Origin of the sequence: Streptosporangium sp. CA-115845, assembly GCF_050943795.1 — a bacterium.
GTDB lineage: Bacteria > Actinomycetota > Actinomycetes > Streptosporangiales > Streptosporangiaceae > Streptosporangium.
The window spans coordinates 8,256,602-8,275,590 of the sequence record NZ_CP191988.1 but is presented as its reverse complement, the minus strand read 5'-3'; the positions used below and the strand labels follow the sequence as shown (position 1 = coordinate 8,275,590).

Sequence of the window (18,989 nt, the reverse complement as noted above, 5' to 3'; positions counted from 1 at the left end):
CGGCAGCTGACGGAACGACCCTTACGCTTTCGTCGCCACTCCTTGCCCACTCTTGACCTAGATCACCTACCAGGACCCTTTTGACCTGCGGTTATGTGATGCGTCGCGACACGCCGTGCTGAGCCTGGCGCACCTGGGCGCCTCCGGGGACCGGCGTCGGAACCGGTGTCGGGGACGGGGCGGGCGGTGGCCGACGGCACCGGGCGGCGGCACTGAGAGGATGGCCGGGTGAGCCGAGTCATCGCGGGAAGCGCAGGGGGACGGCGGCTGGCAGTGCCGCCGGGGCGGGGGACCCGCCCCACGAGCGACAGGGCCAGGGAGGGGATCTTCTCCACGGTGGGGTCGCTGATCGGCCCGCTGGAGGGGTGCCGGGTGCTCGACCTCTACGCGGGTTCGGGTGCGCTCGGGCTTGAGGCGCTCTCCCGGGGGGCCGCCCGGGTGCTTCTCGTGGAGTCGGACGCCAGGGCGATCCGGACGATCAGGCAGAACGTCACCTCGCTGGGGCTGCCCGGGGCCGAGGTCGCCGCGGACCGGGTCGAGCGGCTGCTGGCCAGGGGGATCGGGGACACCGGGAAGCCGTACGACCTCGTCCTCGCCGACCCGCCGTACGTGCTGGGCGACGAGGAGGTGGGGACGGTGCTCGAACTGCTGCGCGACCGAGGCTGGCTGGCCGAGGACGCGCTCGTCGCGGTGGAACGGGAGAGCAGGGGAGGAGACCTCCGCTGGCCCGCGGGGTACGAAGAGGAGAGGGTCCGTCGTTACGGTGAAGCGGCCGTTTGGTACGGTCGCGCCGCCGGGAATCCTTAAGAGCAGGGAGTCCACCTTGCGTCGCGTTGTCTGTCCGGGATCCTTCGATCCCGTCACGAACGGTCATCTGGACATCATCGGCCGGGCTTCCCGGCAGTACGACGAGGTCGTCGTAGCCGTACTGATCAACATCGAGAAGAAGAGCCTCTTCACGGTGGACGAACGTATCCAGACCCTTCAGACGGTCACCAAGGAGTACGGGAACGTCCGCGTGGACAAGTTCCACGGCCTCCTGGTCGACTACTGCAGGCAGCAGGAGATCCCCGCCATCGTGAAGGGCCTGCGCGCGATCAGTGATTTCGACTACGAGCTCCAGATGGCGCAGCTCAACTACCGGATGTCAGGGGTGGAGACCCTGTTCATGGCCACCGGGCCCGAGGTCTCCTTCCTGTCCTCCAGCCGCATCAAGGAGATCGTCAAGTATGGTGGGAGTGTGGCCGGGCTAGTGCCCGATCTTGTCCAGGAACTCCTGGTCGAACGGCTCAGGGGCTAGGCCCTGCTATTCTCTTGTTTCGGCCTTGCACGATGGCGATGATGCGCCATGCCTAACGAGAGCGAAATGACTCATCCCAACCTTGACCCCCGAGCCCCATGGGTGATCTCTACCCATGACCTGGGGCGACGACCAGGGTCGATGCGGCGGATGGACCTCGTTCTCCCGGCACCGGCGGACATCGGCGTCGACATGATCGGCGTTCCCAAGGACGCCGAAGTCGAGCTGGACATCCGGCTTGAGGCGGTCATGGAGGGTGTGCTCGTCACGGGCACTGCGCAAGCCCCGCTGCGGGGGGAGTGCGCACGCTGCCTGGAGCCGGTCATCTCGCAAGCCGAGGTGGGCTTCCAGGAGCTGTTCTTCTACTCGGCAGAGGATGCTGCCGAGGGTGACTCGCTTCTCGACGGTGAACTTCTCGACCTCGAACCCGCGTTTCGCGACGCGGTGGTGCTCACACTGCCGTTGAGCCCGGTCTGCAGTGAGGACTGCGCCGGACTCTGCGTGGAGTGCGGGGTCAGGCTGGCAGACGCCGAGCCTGATCACGGCCACGAGGTGATCGACGCCCGCTGGGCGAAGCTGCAGGGTCTGATTCCGGAACATAACAACGATCAGGAGAGCTGACGTGGCTGTCCCCAAGCGCAAGATGTCGCGGAGCAACACTCGCTCCCGCAGGTCGCAGTGGAAGGCCGCCGCGGTTTCGCTCGTGAGCTGCCCCCAGTGCCGCTCGCCGAAGCGTCCGCACGTGGCGTGCCCGACCTGCGGCACCTACAACCGCCGTCAGGTGATCGAGCCCTCCGCCTGATCGCAGTCTGACAGACGGATGCCGACCGGGTCCTTTTGACCCGGTCGGCGTCATCGTCCGCCCACCCTGCGATGGCGGTCCGCCCGCGGTTGTGGTGGACGCCGGGGTTCGCGGTAGAACGCGTGCCCTCCCGGCGCCCACCACGTCTTCGGGCATCTCTCGTTTCTTCGCCATCGCGCATTCGATGAGAGAGCCTGCGAGGAGAAGCCGTGGGTACGAGTGTCAAACCGGTCGCCGTCGAGTTCGTCAGGGACGAGCTTGAGCGCCTTCTATCGGTGCGTCTGGACGTCGCCATCCTGGAGCGTGCGCTGACGCACCGCTCCTACGCGTACGAGAACGGCGGCCTGCCGACCAACGAGCGCCTGGAGTTCCTGGGCGACTCGGTGCTGGGCCTGGTCGTCACCGACACCCTCTACCGTAACCACCCCGACCTGCCCGAGGGGCAGCTGGCCAAGCTCAGGGCCGCGGTGGTGAACATGCGCGCCCTCGCCGACGTGGCCCGCTCGCTGGGCCTGGGCCGCTTCCTGCGGCTCGGCCGGGGTGAGGAGGGCACCGGGGGGCGCGACAAGTCCTCGATCCTCGCGGACACCCTTGAGGCGCTCATTGGCGCGATCTACGTGAACAGGGGCCTGGACGAGGCGTTCCGTGTCGTCCACCTGCTCTTCGACCCCCTCATCACCCGCTCCGCCTCGCTCGGCGCCGGGCTCGACTGGAAGACCTCCCTGCAGGAGCTCACCGCGTCCGAGTCGCTCGGCGTGCCCGAATACCATGTCGAGGAGAGCGGCCCCGACCACGCCAAGTCCTTCACCGCGGTCGTTCGCGTCGGCGGAGAGGGGTACGGTTCGGGATCCGGCCGCTCGAAGAAGGAAGCCGAGCAGCAGGCCGCAGAGGCGGCCTGGAACAGGATCCGCCAGGACCGCGACAGACGCGAGGCCGGCTGACCCGTCGCCCAAGGAGGGGTGCATGCCCGAACTGCCCGAGGTCGAGGTGGTACGCCGTGGCCTGGAGCGGTGGGTTTCCGGCAGGGTCGTCGCCCACGCCGAGGTGCTCCACCCGAGGGCGATCAGACGGCACCTTCCCGGAGCGGAGGAGTTCTCCACCCGGTTGAAGGGCCGCACCGTCGGTGCGGCGGAGCGCAGGGGTAAGTACCTCTGGCTGCCGCTGGACGGCCCCGACGCCATCCTGGCGCATCTCGGGATGAGCGGCCAGCTGCTGGTCGTGGAGCCGGACACGGCGCCGGAGAGGCACCTGCGCGTCCGGATCGGTTTCACCGACGGTGGCCCGGAGCTGCGCTTCGTCGACCAGCGGACCTTCGGCCACGTGCTGGTGACCGCCATGATCCGGGCCGGCGGCCGGACGGTGCCCGAGCCGATCGCGCATATCGCGGCCGACCCGTTCGAGGGGCATTTCGACGACGAGGCCTTCGCCCGCCGGCTGCGTGCCCGGCAGACCGAGGTCAAGCGCGCGCTGCTGGACCAGTCGCTGATCAGCGGTGTCGGCAACATCTACGCCGACGAGGCTCTCTGGCGGGCCAGGCTGCACGGCACCCGGCCCACCGGAGCGCTGACCAAGCCGAAGATCGCCGAGTTGCTGGGCGCCGCCAGGGCGGTGATGTCCGCCGCACTGGCCGAGGGCGGCACATCTTTCGACAGTCTTTACGTGAATGTCAATGGTGAGAGCGGTTACTTCGACCGTTCCCTCGCGGTCTACGGCAGGCGCGACGAGCCCTGCCCGCGGTGCGGTGCCCCGATCGTTCGCGAGTCGTTCATGAACCGTTCCTCCTACAGCTGCCCGCGCTGCCAGCCCAGGCCGAGGAGGGCCGCGGCGTGACGGACGTGCGACTGACCGCCTGGGTCAGGGGCCATGTGCAGGGTGTGGGTTTTCGCTGGTGGACGCGGTCCAGGGCGCTGGGGCTCGGCCTGGCCGGCTGGGCGCGCAACACGGCCGACGGCCGGGTCGAGGTGGTCGCGCAGGGGCCCGAGAGGTCGTGCGCGATGCTGCTTGAGCTGCTCAGGGGCGGTGAGACGCCCGGCAGGGTGGACGGGGTCGTCGAACGTTGGAGCGAGGCCAAAGGCGGTCTTGAGGGTTTTGTCGAGCGCTGACCACTTTCCTAAACCGCCCAAAATACGGTATAGTTGACTGTCGAGAGTGCCTACTGGTGCATCCATTCGGAGCGTTCAGCTTGACCGTCTCCCTCACCGGTGCGACTCTTGACAAAGAACCACGCGCACCCCTCCCGCGGCAAAGAAGTGCGCGAACCAGTCTGGTCACTCAGCGTGGAGGACCCTTTACTATGGCGAAGGCTCTACTAGGCCACGTCGGCGGTCCCGACCCTCGTATGGTCTCGGAAATGCGTCGTCTCCAGCAGCGCATCCGTGATCTCGAGGGAGAGCTCACCCGGCTCCAGGCCCAGAACGACGAACTCGCGGCAAGTGCCCGCGACGAGGAGTTCAACCGTCTGCAGGATCGCGAGCCGGCTCTCACCTAACGGGGTCGGGGCGGAAACACACTGTCCGGGGACGCCTCACCGGGGCGTCCCTTGTCATATATGTTATTTACGTCCTATATGTCCTATGTGTCATATATGTCGTGCGAGGAAGGCCAGCTGCTCGGGTAACACCCTGCGGCGATAGGCCGTGTCCTGGCATCCTTCGCTGATCCCTCCCTCGGCAGTGGCACCCAGTGCCTTCAGTGCCTTCAGCATGGTCTGGGTCTGCCGTGCCCACGCGTCGCGCTCCCCGCACCCCAGCCAGACCGGGATGTTCACCAGTTCGCGCAGCGGCGCCTGCGCCGCGCTCACCGCCGGCGACGCCGCGACGACCGCCCCCACCTGCGCGGGACCCAGCTCCGCGGCCAGCCTCAGCGCCCCCGCGCCGCCCGCCGACCAGCCCATCAGCCCGATCTTCGCGGTGTCCATCCCGTTCATGCTCAGGTAGGGCAGCAGGCTGCCCGGGATGTCGGCGGAGGGCCAGTCGTCGATGGAGGCCAGCGCGAAGCGCCCGCCCCCGGCGGCCAGGTAGCGGTCGATCGCGTAGACGTCGAACGGCGTGCGCGCGTCACCCGCGGCCCCGTGAAGCATGATCACCACAGGCAGCCCGTCCGTCGCCCCCGGCGGCATCCCGACGATGACCCGGTGCCGGTCGACCTGGCTGCGCTGGAGCGTTCCAGGAGAGGTCACCGGGGGCGCGGGGACCGCGCCGCAGACGATCTGGGCGTACGCCCCCCTGATGCCGTCCGGACCGGCCGCCAGCGCGGCGCCGCCGAGGCCCAGCGCGGTCAGCCCGCCGCCCACCAGGAATGCACGCCGCCCGAGACGACCCCTGCCGCTCGATGGGCGTGACGGAGCTCCGTCAGCACCGCGTTCCGCGTTCATGCAGGGCACCATAGGCGGTGTGCGGGCGGGTGCGGGTGAAGAACGGTAGTCTTCCCGCGTTGGCGAAGCCGTGGGGTGACAGGGAAGACGCGTTCATCGGCGCCCGGGGCACGGCGCGGGACACGCGGGCCGGCGCGGTCACACCGTGAATGGGGGGCTCTCTTTGTATCTCAAGACCCTTACCCTGCGCGGTTTCAAGTCCTTCGCCTCGGCCACCACGCTCCGCTTCGAGCCGGGCATCACCGCGGTCGTCGGCCCCAACGGATCCGGAAAGTCCAACGTGGTCGACGCCCTGGCCTGGGTCATGGGGGAGCACAGCGCCAAGTCGTTGCGCGGCGGCAAGATGGAGGACGTCATCTTCGCCGGCACCTCCTCGCGGGCACCGCTGGGCCGCGCCGAGGTCACGCTGACCATCGACAACACCGACGGCATGCTCCCGATCGACTACACCGAGGTGACGATCAGCCGCCTGATGTTCAGGGCCGGCCAGAGCGAGTACGCCATCAACGGCGACACCTGCCGCCTGCTCGACATCCAGGAGCTGCTGTCCGACTCCGGTATCGGCCGCGAGATGCACGTCATCGTCGGACAGGGCCAGCTCGACCAGGTGCTGCACGCGGGACCCGAGGAGCGCCGGGCGTTCATCGAGGAGGCCGCGGGCGTCCTGAAGCACCGCAAGCGCAAGGAGAAGGCGCTGCGGAAGCTCGACGCGATGCAGGCCAACATGACCCGGGTGCAGGATCTCACCACCGAGCTGCGCCGCCAGCTCAAACCGCTGGGCCGCCAGGCCGAGATCGCCCGCAAGGCCGCCGTCATCCAGGCGGACCTCCGCGACGCCAGGCTCCGGCTGCTCGCCGACGACGTGCTCACCCTGCGGACCACCCTGGAACGGGAGATGGCCGACGAGGCGGCGGTCCTCGCCCGCCGCACCGCGGTGGAGACCGAGCTGGAGCAGGGCCAGGCCGCCGAGGCCGAGCTGGAGGCCGCCGAGGCCGAGGCCCAGCCGCGCCTGACCGCCGCGCAGGAGACGTTCTTCCGGCTCTCCTCCCTCCGCGAGCGCCTCAGGGGCCTGGCGGGACTCGCCGCCGAGCGGCACCGGCACGCCACCGACACCGCGGTGGAGCGGCGGGGGCGCGATCCGGAGGACTTCGAACGTGAGGCCGAGGAGGTCCGCGAGCAGGAGCGGGTCCTGGTCGAGCTGCTCGAGGGGGAGCGGGAGTCGCTCGCGGAAACCGTGGCCAGGCGCACCGAGACCGAGACCGCACTCGCCGCGGAGGAGCGGCGGCTGGCCGCGGAGGCCAGGGCCGCCGCCGACCGGCGCGAGAGCCTGGCCAGGCTCAGGGGGCTCCTCGGGGCGGCGCGCAGCCGGGCGGGGGCCGCCGAGGAGGAGATCGGCCGGTTGCGGCGCTCGCTGGAGGAGGCCGAACAGCGCGCCGAGGAGGCCCGCGCCGAGCACGACAGCCAGGAGCTGGCCGAACCGGCCGCCGATCCGGCCCTCGCCGAGGAGCTGGAGATCGCCCTGGAGACGGTCGAGCAGGCCAGGGAGTCCGTCGAGTCGGCCAGGGCCGGGGTCGAGGAGGCCAAGGCGGCCGTCGTGGGCCCGAACGCCGCGCTCGGCGCCGCCCGGGCCGCCCTCGCCGCGGCACGCAAGGCCGACCAGCAGGCGCAGCGCCAGGTGGCCGCACTGGAGGCCAGGTTCGAGGCGCTGGAGATGGGCCTGGCCGGTGGTGCCGACGGCGGCGCCGCGCTGCTCGCCGCGGACCTGGCCGGGGTGCTCGGGCCGGTGGCGACCATGCTGTCGGTGCGGCCCGGCGCCGAGGTGGCCGTCGCCGCCGTGCTCGGGGCCGCCGCCGAGGCCGTCGCCGTCGAGTCGCTGCAGAGCGCGGCCGACGCCATCGAGTTTCTCCGGGGCCGCGACGGCGGCCAGGCCGGCCTCGTCATCGCCGCGGGTGAAGCGGCGGTCCCGCCGGGCCAGGTGCCGCAGGCGGGCGCGGAGTGGGCGATCGACCTGGTCACGGTCTCCACCGAGCTGCGGGCCGCCGCCACCCATCTGCTGGCGGGCGTGCTGGTCGTGGACGATCTCGCGACCGCGAGGAAGACGGTCGAGCAGTATCCCGGGCTGCGGGCCGTCACCCGCTCCGGCGACCTCCTGGGTGCCCACGCCGCCGCCGGCGGCGGTTCGGCGGGCGCCACCTCCGCCATTCAGATGCGGGCCGCGCTCGACGAGGCGACCGCCGACCTGGCCGAGGCCAGGGTCGCCGCCGAGCTCGCGGCGACGGAGCTGGAGGAGACCGCGGAGGCCGAGGGGGCGGCGCAGCTCGCGGTCGAGACCGCCCAGGCGCGGGTCGCCGAGGCACAGACGGGAGTGCAGAACACGCAGGCCGGGGTCAATGCGGCGCAGGCCGCCCTGGACCGGGTCAGGGCGAGGCAGCGCGACGCGGACCAGAAGATCGCCGCGGTGGCCAGACGGCTCGCCCAGCTGGACGCCGCCGCCAGGGCGGCCCGCGACGAGTGCGAGCGCCTGGCAGCGGGCGTACGGGCCGCTGAGGAGGCGCGTGACCGCGACGCGGCCGGTCTCGCCGAGCTGGAGGAGCGGCTCGCCGCGGCCGTGGGTGCCGAGGAGTTGGAGATCGAGCCCAGCACCGACCTGCGTGACGAGCTCGCCGAGATCTGCGCGACGGCCAGGCAGGACGAGATGGAGGCCCGCCTCGCGGTACGGACGGCGGAGGAGCGGGTCAGGGGCATCGACGGCAGGGCGGAGGAGCTGACGCGCGCCGCGGAGCGTGAGCGCGAGGAGAGGTCCAGGGCGGCCGAGCGCAGGGAGCGGCGGCGCGAGCAGGCTCGGACGGCCCAGGCGGTCGTCAGGGGCGCGGAGCTGGCGCTGCGCACGCTGGAGAGCTCCCTGGCCGCCGCAGCGGGAGAGCGCGACGAGGCGGAGCGGGTCCGCGGGCAGGTCGACGCCTCGCTCAAGGCGGTCAGGATCCGGGTCCGTGAGCTCACCGGTGAGCTGGACAAGCTGGTCAACCGGGCACACGGCAGCGAGGTGGCCCGCACCGAGCAGCGGCTCCGCCTGGAGCAGCTCCAGGAGCGGGCGGTGGAGGAGTACGGCGTCGAGGCGGACACTCTCATCGCCGAGTACGGCCCCGGCGAGCCGGTTCCGACGGTGGACGGCGAGCCCGTCCCCTACGACCGCGAGGAGCAGCTCAAACGGGCCAGGGTGGCCGACCGGCAGATGGCCCAGCTCGGCAAGGTCAACCCGCTCGCGCTCGAGGAGTTCGCGGCTCTTGAGGAGCGGCACTCGTTTCTCACCTCGCAGTTGGAAGACCTCAAGAAGACCCGCCGCGACCTGCTGCTCGTGGTCAAGGAGGTCGACGAGCGGGTCGAGCAGATCTTCGGCGCCGCCTTCGCGGACGTGGCCCGCGAGTTCGAGACGATCTTCACGCGAGTGTTCCCCGGTGGTGAGGGCAGGCTGCTGCTCACCGACCCGGAGGACATGCTGACCACCGGTGTCGAGGTCGAGGCCCGGCCGCCGGGCAAGAAGGTCAAGCGGCTGTCGCTGCTGTCCGGTGGCGAGCGGTCGCTGACCGCGGTGGCGTTCCTCGTGTCCATCTTCAAGGCGCGGCCCTCGCCGTTCTACGTGATGGACGAGGTCGAGGCCGCGCTGGACGACACCAACACCCAGCGCCTGCTCACCCTCTTCGAGGAGCTCCGGCAGACCTCGCAGATCATCATCATCACCCACCAGAAGCGCACCATGGAGATCGCCGACGCGCTGTACGGCGTGTCGATGCGTGGGGACGGCGTCACCCAGGTCATCAGCCAGCGCCTGAGGGAGAACGAGCCCGCCTGAATCCTCCGGGTTTCCGGAGGGTCCGTGTGGTGGTCCGGGGCCGCCCTCGGGATGAAGCGGTGGGAGGTCGTGAGCCTGCCCAGGTTTCCGGGGGGTGGTCCCGGAGGGCCGGGAGGTCGTGAGCCCGTTCCGGTGCTCGGAGGCGGTCAGGGGTCGCGGATCCGTCCGGGTTTTCGAGGACGGTCCAGGGCGGTCCGCGCGGTGAGATGGTGACCGACGGTGAGGAACCGCGAACCAGGCCGGACCCCTTGAGGTCGGAGCATCCCGGGGCGTCTGGAAAACTGTGGTCTTGTGGAAGCCTATCTCGGCATAATCGCGATCATCGTCGTCGTCGCCCTGCTGGCGGCCGGCGGCATGCTCCTGCTGTTCAGGAGGGGGGGCACCAGCGCGCCGCCGCGGGTCGAGGCGCCCGAGGCGCCGCCGGCCCCCGAGGAGACGCGGGCCCCCGGCAGGGGCGCGGTCATGGACGACGAGGCGACGACCACCGTGCCGCCGCCGGCCAGGCCGGTCGAGCCCGAGGCCGCCGTCATCCCGGAGATCGAGATCCCGCCGCCGTCCGCCGGCCGGATGGTGCGGCTCCGCGCCCGGCTGGCCCGGTCGCAGAGCACCCTGGGCAAGGGGCTCCTGGAGCTGCTCTCCCGTGACCGTCTCGACGACGACGCCTGGGACGAGATCGAGGAGACCCTGATCACCGCGGACGTCGGCGTGGCGCCGACCCGGGCGATGGTCGACGAGCTGCGTACCCGGGTGAAGGTGCTGGGCAGCCGGACGCCCGAGGAGGCGCGCGCCCTGCTCAGGGAGCAGTTGCTCACCCAGATCGGTACCGACATGGACCGTACGCTGCACGTCAAGCCGCACGGTGAGCGTCCCGCGGTGGTCCTCGTGGTCGGGGTCAACGGCACCGGCAAGACCACCACCACCGGCAAGCTGGCGCGCGTCCTCATCGGCGACGGCGGCAAGGTCGTGCTGGGCGCCGCCGACACCTTCCGTGCCGCCGCCGCCGACCAGCTGCAGACCTGGGGGGACCGGGTCGGAGCCGCGGTGGTACGCGGCCCGGAGGGCGGCGACCCCGCCTCGGTGGCCTTCGACGCCGTCGCCGAGGGCATCGGCGAGAAGGCCGACGTGGTGATCGTCGACACCGCCGGGCGGCTGCACACCAAGACCGGCCTGATGGACGAGCTCGGCAAGGTCAAGCGCGTCATCGAGAAGAAGGCCACCGTCGACGAGGTTCTGCTCGTTCTCGACGCCACCACGGGCCAGAACGGCATGCGCCAGGCCCAGGTGTTCGCCGAGGTGGTCAACATCACCGGCATCGCCCTGACCAAGCTCGACGGCACCGCCAAGGGCGGCATCATCATCTCCGTCCAGCGCGAGCTGGGCGTCCCGGTCAAGCTGGTCGGCCTCGGCGAGGGACCCGACGACCTCGCCCCGTTCGATCCCGAGGTCTTCGTGGACACGCTCCTCGGGGTGTGAGTCCCGCCGGGCCGGTCGGTCTCGGGGGGAGGCCGGTCGGCGTGGCCCGGTTCGATCCCGAAGCGGGTGAGGCCGGACCGAGCCCCGCCGCGCCCGCCCTCAGCGCGGGGCGTGGGACCGGGTGCCGATGGGGACGACCAGCGGGGTGCCGGCCACCGGGTCCTCGATGACCTTGGCGTCCAGCTCGAAGACCTCCGCCAGCAGGGCCTCGGTGAGCACCTCGGACGGGGGTCCGGCGGCGACGACCCTGCCGTCCCGCATGGCCACCAGGCGGTCGGCGTAGCGGGCGGCGAGATTCAGGTCGTGCAGGACCATCACCACGGTGCGGCCCAGCTCGCCGTGGAGCCTGCGTACCAGCTCCAGCACCTCGATCTGGTGGGCGAGGTCGAGAAAGGTCGTCGGCTCGTCGAGCAGCAGCAGGTCGGTGCCCTGGGCGAGGGCCATGGAGATCCAGGCCCGCTGCCGCTGCCCGCCTGACAGCTCGTCCAGCGGGCGGTCGCCCAGGTCGAGCAGGCCGGTCATGGCCAGGGCCGCGCCGACCGCGGACTCGTCGTCGGACGACCACTGCCGGTACCAGGTCTGGTGCGGGTGCCGTCCCCTGGAGACCAGGTCGGCGACGGTCAGCCCCTCGGGTGCCGAGGGGGCCTGGGGCAGCACGCCCAGGATCCTGGCGACCTCCCTGCCGGGCATCCTGTCGATGCGCTTGCCGTCCAGCAGTACCTCGCCGCCGGACGGCTTGAGCAGCCGCCCCATGGCGCGCAGCAGCGTGGACTTGCCGCACCCGTTCGGCCCGATGACGGCGGTCACCGTCTCGGTCTCGATCCCGAGATCGAGGCCGTCGACGACGACGCGGTCCCCGTAGCCCAGCTTGAGGTCAACGGCCTGAAGTCTCACGTACGGGCCTTCCTGCGCACACGGATGAGGAGATAGATCAGGTAGGGGGCGCCGATGACTCCGGTGACCACGCCCACCGGCAGCTCGACGGGGCTGAACGCGGTCCTGGCGACCAGGTCCGCGCCGACGGTGAGGACCGCGCCGGCGAGGGCCGAGACGACCAGCGGGGGCTGTGCCACCCCGGCCAGGCGCAGTGCGATCTGTGGTGCGGCCAGGGCGACGAACGCGATCGGCCCGGCGGAGGCGGTCGCCGCCGCCGCGAGGAGTACGGCCGCGAGGATCATCAGTCCCCTGGTGAGGTTCATCCGCACCCCCAGGCCGGTCACGGTGTCGTCGCCGAAGCGCAGCGCGCCGAGCGAGGCGGTGCCGAGCAACACCGGTGGGACGAGCACGGCCAGCGCGATCATGACCGGCACCACGTGCTCCCAGCCCCGGCCGTTCAGCGAGCCGCTGATCCAGACCATGGCCCGGCTGCTGTCGTTGACGTCGCCGACGGTCAGCAGCCAGAACTTGAGGTTGGTGCAGATCGCCGAGACGCCGATGCCGACCAGGACCAGCCGGTAGCCGTCCATGCCTTTGCGCCAGGCCAGCAGGTAGACGGTCAGCGCGCCGATCAGGCCGCCGAGCAGGGCCGCCGCGGGGACGCCCGCCTCGGCGAGGACGCCGCTCACGCCGCCCCAGGTGTTTCCCGCCGCCACGATGACCGCGACCACGGTCACGCTGGCGCCGGTGGTGACGCCCAGGATGTCCGGGCTGGCCAGCGGGTTGCGGGCGATGGCCTGGACGATCGCCCCGGATAGGGCGAGCGCCGCACCGACTCCGGCGCCGGTCAGCGCGCGGGGAAGCCGGAGTTGCATGACGACGAAATGGTCGGGCCCGTCGCCGGTGATGGCACGGAAGACCTCGGAGACGCTCATCGGAATGTCGCCGAGGCGCATGCTGAGCGCCATGAGCAGCACCGTTGTGCCCAGCAGCACCAGTGCGGCGGCCACGGAGCGCGGCCGGAGCAGCCAGGAGGCGGGACCGATGCGCAGCGCTTGCCTGCTCGCGAGGTCCGGGGGTGCGGTGGAGTTCAGGGGGGAGGTCACAGCCGCACCGGCCTTCTGCGCCGTACCAGGGCTATGAAGAACGGCGCGCCCGCGAGGGCGAGGACCACCCCCACCTCCAGCTCGCCGGGATGGGCCACCACGCGGCCGATGACGTCGGCGAGGAGCAGGGCCGAGGCGCCCGCCAGGCCGGAGTACGGCAACAGCCAGCGGTGGTCGGGGCCGGAGAGCGGCCGGGTGAGGTGCGGGACGATCAGGCCGACGAAGGCCAGCGCGCCGCAGACCGCCACGGAGGCGCCGCTGAGCAGGGTGATGGCGATGATGCCGACGGCGCGGGTCAGGACGACGTTCTGGCCGAGCGCGCGGGCGACGTCCTCGCCCAGGGAGAGCGCGTTGAGACCGGGCGCGTTGACCAGGGCCGCGATCAGGCCGACGGCGATGAAGGGGAGCACCTGCCAGGCCACGTCCGCGCCCCTGGCCGCTATCGACCCCAGTTGCCAGAAGCGGAAGGTGTCCATGGCCTGCTCGTCCAGCAGCACCAGCGCCGAGGTGAGCCCGTAGAGGAAGGCGCTGACGGCGGTGCCCGCGAGGGCCAGGGTCACCGGTGTGGGGCCGCCTCGGCCGCCGGCCATGCCGAGGGCGAACACCCCGGCGCTGGCGATGAGGGCACCGGCGAGGCCGAACCAGATGTAGCCGTACGGGCTGGTGACCCCCAGGACCACGATGCTGAGGACCATGGCGAAGGCGGCGCCCTGGGTGACGCCGAGCAGTCCCGGGTCGGCCAGCGGGTTGCGGGTGTGGCCCTGCATGAGGGCGCCCGCGACGCCGAGGGCGATCCCGGCCATGACGCCGATGGCGGTTCTGGGGATGCGCAGCGACGAGACGATGATGTCGTTCTCGGTGCCGGTGGGGCCGGTGAGCGCGTGCCAGACGTCGGCCGGCGGGATCGGTTTGGCGCCGAACGCGAGGCTCAGCGTGACCGTCGTCGCCAGGAGCGCGAGCAGTCCGCCCAGCACGAGGAGGCGGCGGTTGTGGATTCTCCGGACGGTGCCGGGCGGGGCGGCCCGTGGGACGGACCTCGTATTGATCACCTGACCTCCCCTTTTTTGCGTGATCGAGGTTGAGTATGCCAGTTTAGGTATGGCTAAGCTAAATAAGGCTTGCCTAAACTTTGTGAGGAGATCCAGGAACATGAGAGCACTGCGCGCCCTGGCCGTCGGAGTGGTGGGAGTCGCGCTGTCCGCGGGTCTCGCCGCCTGCGGATCCAGTACCCCGGAGACCTCCGCGGAGACCTCCGGCGCCGCCGGCGCATCCGCGGCCCCCGCGGCGAGCGACACGGCGGCCTTCCCCAGGACCGTGAAGCACGTCATGGGAGAGGCGACGATCCCGGCCCAGCCCAAGCGGGTCGTGGCCCTGGACCAGAGCTTCGTCGACGCGGTGCTGACCCTGGAGACCGAGGTCGTCGGTTTCACCAGCTACCGGGGGATTGAGGGGACGCTCCCCGACTACCTGACCCCGGTCCTCGGCCACGCCAAGGAGGCCACCTCGGTCGGGACCCTGGAACAGCCCAGCCTGGAGCGGATCCTTGCGCTCAAGCCCGACCTGATCGTCTCGGCCAAGGTCCGCCACGAGGCGCTGTACGACAAGCTGTCGCAGATCGCGCCGACGGTGTTCAGCGAGACCACCGGGGCCATCTGGAAGGAGAACCTCAAGCTCGTGGGCCAGGCCCTGGGCAAGGAGGACCTCGCCGAGCAGAAGATCAAGGAATATCAGGACCGCGCCGCCGCGATCGGTGCGTCCATCAAGGCCAAGGAGGGCAGGCTGCCCACCGTCTCCATCACCCGTTTCGCGGGTGAGCCGACGGTCCGGCTGTACGTGGAGAGCTCCTACTCGGGCCTGGTGCTCAAGGACGCCGGGTTCCCGCGTCCCGCCGACCAGCCGACCGTGACCGACACGATCATGGTTCCGATCAGCCAGGAGAACATCTCCCAGCTCGACGCCGACCACATCTTCGTCGCGGCCTACAATGTCCCGGAGGTCGGGCCGGTCAAGGAGAAGTTCGAGGCCAACCCGCTCTGGGGCAAGCTCAAGGGCGCCAAGCACGAGGTCAGTGACACCACCTGGATGACCGCCGTCGGCATCCAGGGCGCGCACGCCATCCTCGACGACCTCGCCAAGATCTTCGAGGTCGACCCGGCCAGGGCCGGCTGACCGGCAGGGAGGGGCGGGACGCCTGTCCCGCCTTCCGATGCCGGGACCGGCACGGGGCCGGCGAGCCGTTCCGGCCCCCGCCTGTCGCGGCCGGCCCGCGGCGGGAGCGCGTCCCCGGGCGGGGCCTTCTCAAATACTGATCGATTTCAGGTACCCGCGCATCCCATACTCAGACGCGACCACGGTACGAGCCGGGTCCGCAGGGGAGAGCGGGTGGTGAACCGCCAGGGGCGCCGGGCCGTCTTCCAAGTGGTGATTAAGTCCCCAACGCGTGGGAAGCGGGGAGACGTGGAGATGGGTCTCGGAACTTCTGCGGGCGCGGGCCCCGGCCCGGGGGCGGGTCCAGGGGGCATGGTGGTTGACATTTTTCCTAACCCGAAAGTTATTGCTACCTGGGGTTATGTGATGATAGACACACCTTCGACTGAATACGGAGAACGATGTTACGATATTGATACTTGTTCGGCTGTAGGGCGTGTCGTACCCGCCGTTGGTGCAGTCAGCGAGCAGTCTCCCGATCGCGCAGGGCTTTTAACGGCCCCCTTACGGGGTGCCTGCGAGCATCGGCTACGCCGTCAGAGAGGGTGCACCACGGTCTTGCCGGGCGGTAGCGGGGGGAAAAGCACGAGGGGGATCCAATGATCACGATGACGGAAGAGCAGCGCCAGGACTGGTTCGAGCGCGATGTCGTGCCGGTCACCAGCCAGCTCTACGCGTCCGCGATGCGCCTGACCCGCAACACCGCCGATGCGGAGGACCTGGTCCAGGAGACCGTCACCAAGGCGTTCACCTCGTACCACCAGTTCCGCGAGGGCACCAACCTCAAGGCGTGGCTGCACCGCATCCTGACCAACAACTTCATCAACGACTACCGCAAGAAGCAGCGCTCGCCCAAGCTCTCGGCCGCCGAGGAGATCGAGGACTGGCAGCTCGCCGCCGCCGAGTCCCACACGTCCAGCGGTCTCAAGTCCGCCGAGACCGAGGCACTGGAGCAGCTGCCGGACAGCGCGGTCATGAACGCCCTGCGTGCCCTGCCCGAGGACTTCCGGGTCGCCGTCTACCTGGCCGACGTCGAGGGCTTCGCCTACAAGGAGATCGCCGAGCGGATGGGCACCCCCATCGGCACGGTCATGTCCCGCCTGCACCGGGGTCGCCGCCAGCTCCGCACCATGCTTGAGGACTACGCCCGCGAGGAGGGCGGCCTCCGCTCGGCCATCGAGCAGGCCCGGGTGGCCTGAGTCGCTCATCCGTCGAGCGGGCCCGGGGGCCTGAGTCGTTGACAGGGCGGACGGGTCAGCCGGATGCGATCAGCGCGACCGCGGCGAGCGTGAAGCCGATGCCCACGGTCTGCACGGTATTGAGCCGTTCCCCCAGCACCTGACGGGCCAGCAGCAGCGTGCTCGCCGGGTAGAGCGAGACCAGGACGCCGACGAGGCTCAGCAGCCCGCGCTGCTGGGCGAGCATGAAGAGCACGTTGGCGACCATGTCGAGCGTCCCGGCCGCGATGATGACGCGTAGCGTGCCCGGCCCGGGACGCAGGCTGCGGCCGGTGGCCAGGGCCAGCAGGGCGATGAGAGTGACCGAGGCCAGGCGCGCCCCGACCAGAGGCCACACGCCGCCTTCCGCCGGGGCCTGGGCGAGCAGGATGAAGAAGCCGCCGAAACCCGCGCCCGCGGCGAGTGAGGCCAGGATCGGGCCGTACCCGCTGCCGCCTTTCCCGCCGGAGGAGTCGCGGCTCACCAGTAGCACCGCCAGCAACGCGAGGACCACGCCCACCAGCGCCATCGGCTCGGGGCGCTCCCCGACGGCCAGCCCGAACAGCACGGGCAGCACCGCCGAGACGGTCGCGGTGATCGGCGCCACCACCGACATCACGCCGGTGGCCAGTGCCCGGTAGAACAGCACCACCGCCGCCGCGCCGCAGAGCCCGGAGGCCGCGCCCCAGGCCAGCGTCACGGGCGCGGGGGTTCCCGGCAGGATCGGCAGCAGCGCGATGGCCACGGCCAGCCCGGCGATCTGGGAGAGAACCACCACGGCGAGCACCCGCGACCGGCGGGTGGCCAGGCCGCCCAGGAAGTCCGCGGTGCCGTAAACCATCGCGCAGGCCGTCGCCAGCACCACAGCGGTCACACGTCACCTCAGTTCAATGGAATGTACTCCTAGTACAATATATGGAGTGCAATGGAGTGTAAAACAAGTTAACTAGACTGAACTTATGGACCCAGAAACGATCACCGCCGCGGTCGCCAACAACGTGCGGGCCCAGCGGGCGCACCGGCAGATGACCCTCGACGAGCTCGCCGCGCGCTCCGGGGTGAGCCGGGGCATGCTGGTCCAGGTCGAGCAGGGCAGGACCAACCCGAGCATCACCACGCTCACCCGCATCGCCGACGCGCTCGGGGTGACCGTCGCGCGGATGGTGGAGGTCTCCGACACGCCCGTGGTCCGGATCGTCCACAGCACGGACATGGTCACCTTCCCGCACGGTGACTCCGGCACCGCGCGCCTGCTGGTCGGCACCGACGCGCCCGCCATCCTGGAGCTGTGGGACTGGCGACTGGCCCCCGGCGACCACCACGACGGCGACGCCCACCCGCCGGGCACGCGCGAGATGCTGGCCGTGCTGGAAGGGCGGCTCACCCTCTCGGTGTACGGCAGGAGCCATATCGCCGAGGAGGGTGACGCGGTCGTGTTCAGCGCCGACCGCCCGCACCGGTACGCCAACGAGGGGGAGGTCCCGCTGCGGTTCGTGATGGTCGTGACCGAGCCCCGCGAGACGCCGGATCGCTGACCGATATGAGATGTTCGCCGGAAGGAGCCCCTTTAAGGCGCTAACTGATCTCATCGGATGAGACGTCGCCCCCGGGTGCGCATCTCATTCAATGTGGCGTCGAAGTGGCGCGTCGGTACGGGCCAATCGGCAGTCTATGTCCCATCCTGGGGGAAGACCCGGCTATGACCTTGCGGGGGACGTGGCCGGGGGCCGCTCGCCGTCCCCGCGTTGCTTTCGGGGGGAAGCATGCGGGTACGGATGGTGTCGATGGCCCTGCTGTTCGCGGTGGCTGGGTGCGCTTCTCCGATCACCACGACAGGCGCTCCCTCGCCTACCGTGACCGGCGCGCCCACCGGGCGGGCCACGCCGATCGGGCCGAACGAGCCGACCGCCCCCATCGTGCCCATCGTGCCCGCCGGGCCGACCGGACCCCCGGGACGTACCGCGCCCGCCGGTGCCCCCGCCGCCGGCGTGCCCTCGGCGACCGCCTCGGGGACGGCGGGCGCGAGGAGGGCCGAGGCCCGGCCGGACTGGCCGGTGGGAAACTTCCCCGTTCCGCGTCCGGCACGCAGGATCAACTGCGAGCGGGTCAGATGCGTGGCGCTGACCTTCGACGACGGTCCGGGGGCCTACACCAATGCCCTGCTCGACATGCTCGCCAGGCACCAGGGCAGGGCGACATTCTTCGTCGTCGGGCAGATGGTGCCCGGGGACGGCGAGCGGATCCTCCGCAGGATGGTGGCCGAGGGGCACGAGCTGGGCAACCACAGCTGGAGCCACCCGGAGCTGCCTGGGCTGTCGGAGGCCGGCATCAGAGAGCAGCTGAACCGTACCCAGTGGATCGTCAAGCGCGCGACGGGGGTGACGATGGACCTCATGCGCCCGCCGTACGGGGCGACCGATGCCCGGGTCGCCGCGGAGAGCCGCCACCTGGGGCTCGCCCAGATCCTGTGGGACGTCGACACGCTCGACTGGCGCGACAGGGACTCCTCGCTCGTCGCCCGCCGCGCGGCCGAGGCGACACCGGGCTCCATCGTGCTGATGCACGACATCCATCCCTCCACCGTCCAGGCCGTTCCGCGGCTGCTGCACCATTTCGCCGCCAAGGGCTACCGGCTGGTCACGCTCTCCGAGCTGTACGGGAGGAGGCGCCTGCTGTCGGGCAGGAAGTACCCCGTCGACAGCGGCTTCTGAGATCTGGTGGGGGCCCGGTGGAGCGTGAACCTCCCGCGCCCGTCTCCCGACTGTTCCGGTTGAGGTGGCGTTC

Annotated in this window: 19 protein-coding genes; 14 read left to right on the top strand and 5 right to left on the bottom strand. The window is 70.7% G+C overall.

Annotated elements, in window-relative coordinates; all coding sequences use genetic code 11:
* The first annotated feature begins 228 nt into the window (after positions 1–228).
* The 8 genes from rsmD (at position 229) to ACQP0P_RS39485 (ending at position 4,590) form a co-directional block, all read left to right on the top strand.
* A complete protein-coding gene (gene rsmD / locus ACQP0P_RS39520) occupies positions 229–807 on the top strand; it encodes a 16S rRNA (guanine(966)-N(2))-methyltransferase RsmD (RefSeq protein ID WP_433365795.1) in 579 nt (192 codons plus the stop codon).
* Between the two features lie 16 nt (positions 808–823).
* Positions 824–1,300 carry a pantetheine-phosphate adenylyltransferase gene (gene coaD, locus ACQP0P_RS39515; protein ID WP_030913570.1) on the top strand — a complete coding sequence of 159 codons (477 nt, stop codon included), beginning with the start codon at positions 824–826 and terminating at the stop codon, positions 1,298–1,300.
* 66 nt (positions 1,301–1,366) lie between these two features.
* A complete protein-coding gene (locus ACQP0P_RS39510) occupies positions 1,367–1,921 on the top strand; it encodes a YceD family protein (protein ID WP_350914817.1) in 555 nt (184 codons plus the stop codon).
* A 1-nt stretch (position 1,922) separates the two neighbouring features.
* On the top strand, positions 1,923–2,102 hold the full coding sequence (gene rpmF, locus ACQP0P_RS39505) for a 50S ribosomal protein L32 (protein WP_012894381.1): 180 nt from the start codon (positions 1,923–1,925) through the stop codon (positions 2,100–2,102).
* A 275-nt stretch (positions 2,103–2,377) separates the two neighbouring features.
* Positions 2,378–3,043 carry a ribonuclease III gene (gene rnc / locus ACQP0P_RS39500; RefSeq protein ID WP_433382324.1) on the top strand — a complete coding sequence of 222 codons (666 nt, stop codon included), beginning with the start codon at positions 2,378–2,380 and terminating at the stop codon, positions 3,041–3,043.
* A 22-nt stretch (positions 3,044–3,065) separates the two neighbouring features.
* Positions 3,066–3,932 carry a bifunctional DNA-formamidopyrimidine glycosylase/DNA-(apurinic or apyrimidinic site) lyase gene (gene mutM, locus ACQP0P_RS39495; RefSeq protein ID WP_433365790.1) on the top strand — a complete coding sequence of 289 codons (867 nt, stop codon included), beginning with the start codon at positions 3,066–3,068 and terminating at the stop codon, positions 3,930–3,932.
* Positions 3,929–4,204 carry an acylphosphatase gene (locus ACQP0P_RS39490; protein WP_433365787.1) on the top strand — a complete coding sequence of 92 codons (276 nt, stop codon included), beginning with the start codon at positions 3,929–3,931 and terminating at the stop codon, positions 4,202–4,204. The genes mutM and ACQP0P_RS39490 overlap by 4 nt, the downstream gene beginning before the upstream one ends.
* Positions 4,205–4,395: 191 nt before the next feature.
* Positions 4,396–4,590, top strand: a complete 195-nt coding sequence (locus ACQP0P_RS39485) for a hypothetical protein (RefSeq protein ID WP_084195478.1) — start codon at positions 4,396–4,398, stop codon at positions 4,588–4,590.
* Positions 4,591–4,680: 90 nt separating this feature from the next.
* Here ACQP0P_RS39485 and ACQP0P_RS39480 read toward each other — a convergent pair whose 3' ends face one another.
* A complete protein-coding gene (locus ACQP0P_RS39480) occupies positions 4,681–5,475 on the bottom strand; it encodes a dienelactone hydrolase family protein (protein WP_433365783.1) in 795 nt (264 codons plus the stop codon).
* A 163-nt stretch (positions 5,476–5,638) separates the two neighbouring features.
* Between ACQP0P_RS39480 and smc the strand changes: the two genes are divergently transcribed.
* Both smc and ftsY read left to right on the top strand, forming a co-directional pair.
* Positions 5,639–9,325: a chromosome segregation protein SMC gene (gene smc, locus ACQP0P_RS39475; RefSeq protein WP_433365780.1), complete on the top strand. Its 3,687-nt coding sequence runs from the start codon at positions 5,639–5,641 to the stop codon at positions 9,323–9,325.
* Positions 9,326–9,616: 291 nt separating this feature from the next.
* A complete protein-coding gene (gene ftsY / locus ACQP0P_RS39470; RefSeq protein ID WP_433365777.1) occupies positions 9,617–10,798 on the top strand; it encodes a signal recognition particle-docking protein FtsY in 1,182 nt (393 codons plus the stop codon).
* A gap of 99 nt (positions 10,799–10,897) precedes the next feature.
* Here the strand turns inward: ftsY and ACQP0P_RS39465 are convergent, their stop codons facing one another.
* Genes ACQP0P_RS39465 through ACQP0P_RS39455 form a run of 3 tightly spaced genes read right to left on the bottom strand, consistent with a single transcriptional unit; the run spans position 10,898 to position 13,829 of the window.
* Complete coding sequence (locus ACQP0P_RS39465; RefSeq protein WP_433365774.1) at positions 10,898–11,692, bottom strand: ABC transporter ATP-binding protein; 795 nt, start codon at positions 11,690–11,692, stop codon at positions 10,898–10,900.
* The gene (locus ACQP0P_RS39460) at positions 11,689–12,780 is read right to left on the bottom strand and encodes a FecCD family ABC transporter permease (RefSeq protein WP_433365771.1); all 1,092 of its coding nucleotides are present in this window, start codon (positions 12,778–12,780) and stop codon (positions 11,689–11,691) included. The genes ACQP0P_RS39465 and ACQP0P_RS39460 overlap by 4 nt, the downstream gene beginning before the upstream one ends.
* Positions 12,777–13,829 carry a FecCD family ABC transporter permease gene (locus tag ACQP0P_RS39455; RefSeq protein ID WP_433365768.1) on the bottom strand — a complete coding sequence of 351 codons (1,053 nt, stop codon included), beginning with the start codon at positions 13,827–13,829 and terminating at the stop codon, positions 12,777–12,779. The genes ACQP0P_RS39460 and ACQP0P_RS39455 overlap by 4 nt, the downstream gene beginning before the upstream one ends.
* A gap of 100 nt (positions 13,830–13,929) precedes the next feature.
* Here ACQP0P_RS39455 and ACQP0P_RS39450 point away from each other — a divergent pair, with 100 nt between their 5' ends.
* Together ACQP0P_RS39450 and ACQP0P_RS39445 are read left to right on the top strand one after the other, a co-directional pair.
* Positions 13,930–14,949 (top strand): ABC transporter substrate-binding protein, encoded by a 1,020-nt coding sequence (locus tag ACQP0P_RS39450; protein WP_433365765.1) that lies wholly within the window; start codon positions 13,930–13,932, stop codon positions 14,947–14,949.
* Between the two features lie 638 nt (positions 14,950–15,587).
* On the top strand, positions 15,588–16,187 hold the full coding sequence (locus ACQP0P_RS39445; RefSeq protein ID WP_433365762.1) for a sigma-70 family RNA polymerase sigma factor: 600 nt from the start codon (positions 15,588–15,590) through the stop codon (positions 16,185–16,187).
* A gap of 55 nt (positions 16,188–16,242) precedes the next feature.
* Here the strand turns inward: ACQP0P_RS39445 and ACQP0P_RS39440 are convergent, their stop codons facing one another.
* Positions 16,243–17,079 carry an EamA family transporter gene (locus tag ACQP0P_RS39440; protein WP_433365759.1) on the bottom strand — a complete coding sequence of 279 codons (837 nt, stop codon included), beginning with the start codon at positions 17,077–17,079 and terminating at the stop codon, positions 16,243–16,245.
* An 85-nt stretch (positions 17,080–17,164) separates the two neighbouring features.
* Between ACQP0P_RS39440 and ACQP0P_RS39435 the strand changes: the two genes are divergently transcribed.
* Positions 17,165–17,740, top strand: coding sequence for a helix-turn-helix domain-containing protein (locus ACQP0P_RS39435; RefSeq protein ID WP_433365756.1), 576 nt, complete (start codon positions 17,165–17,167; stop codon positions 17,738–17,740).
* A 228-nt stretch (positions 17,741–17,968) separates the two neighbouring features.
* Positions 17,969–18,916 carry a polysaccharide deacetylase family protein gene (locus ACQP0P_RS39430; protein ID WP_433365754.1) on the top strand — a complete coding sequence of 316 codons (948 nt, stop codon included), beginning with the start codon at positions 17,969–17,971 and terminating at the stop codon, positions 18,914–18,916.
* The last annotated feature ends 73 nt before the right edge of the window (positions 18,917–18,989 follow it).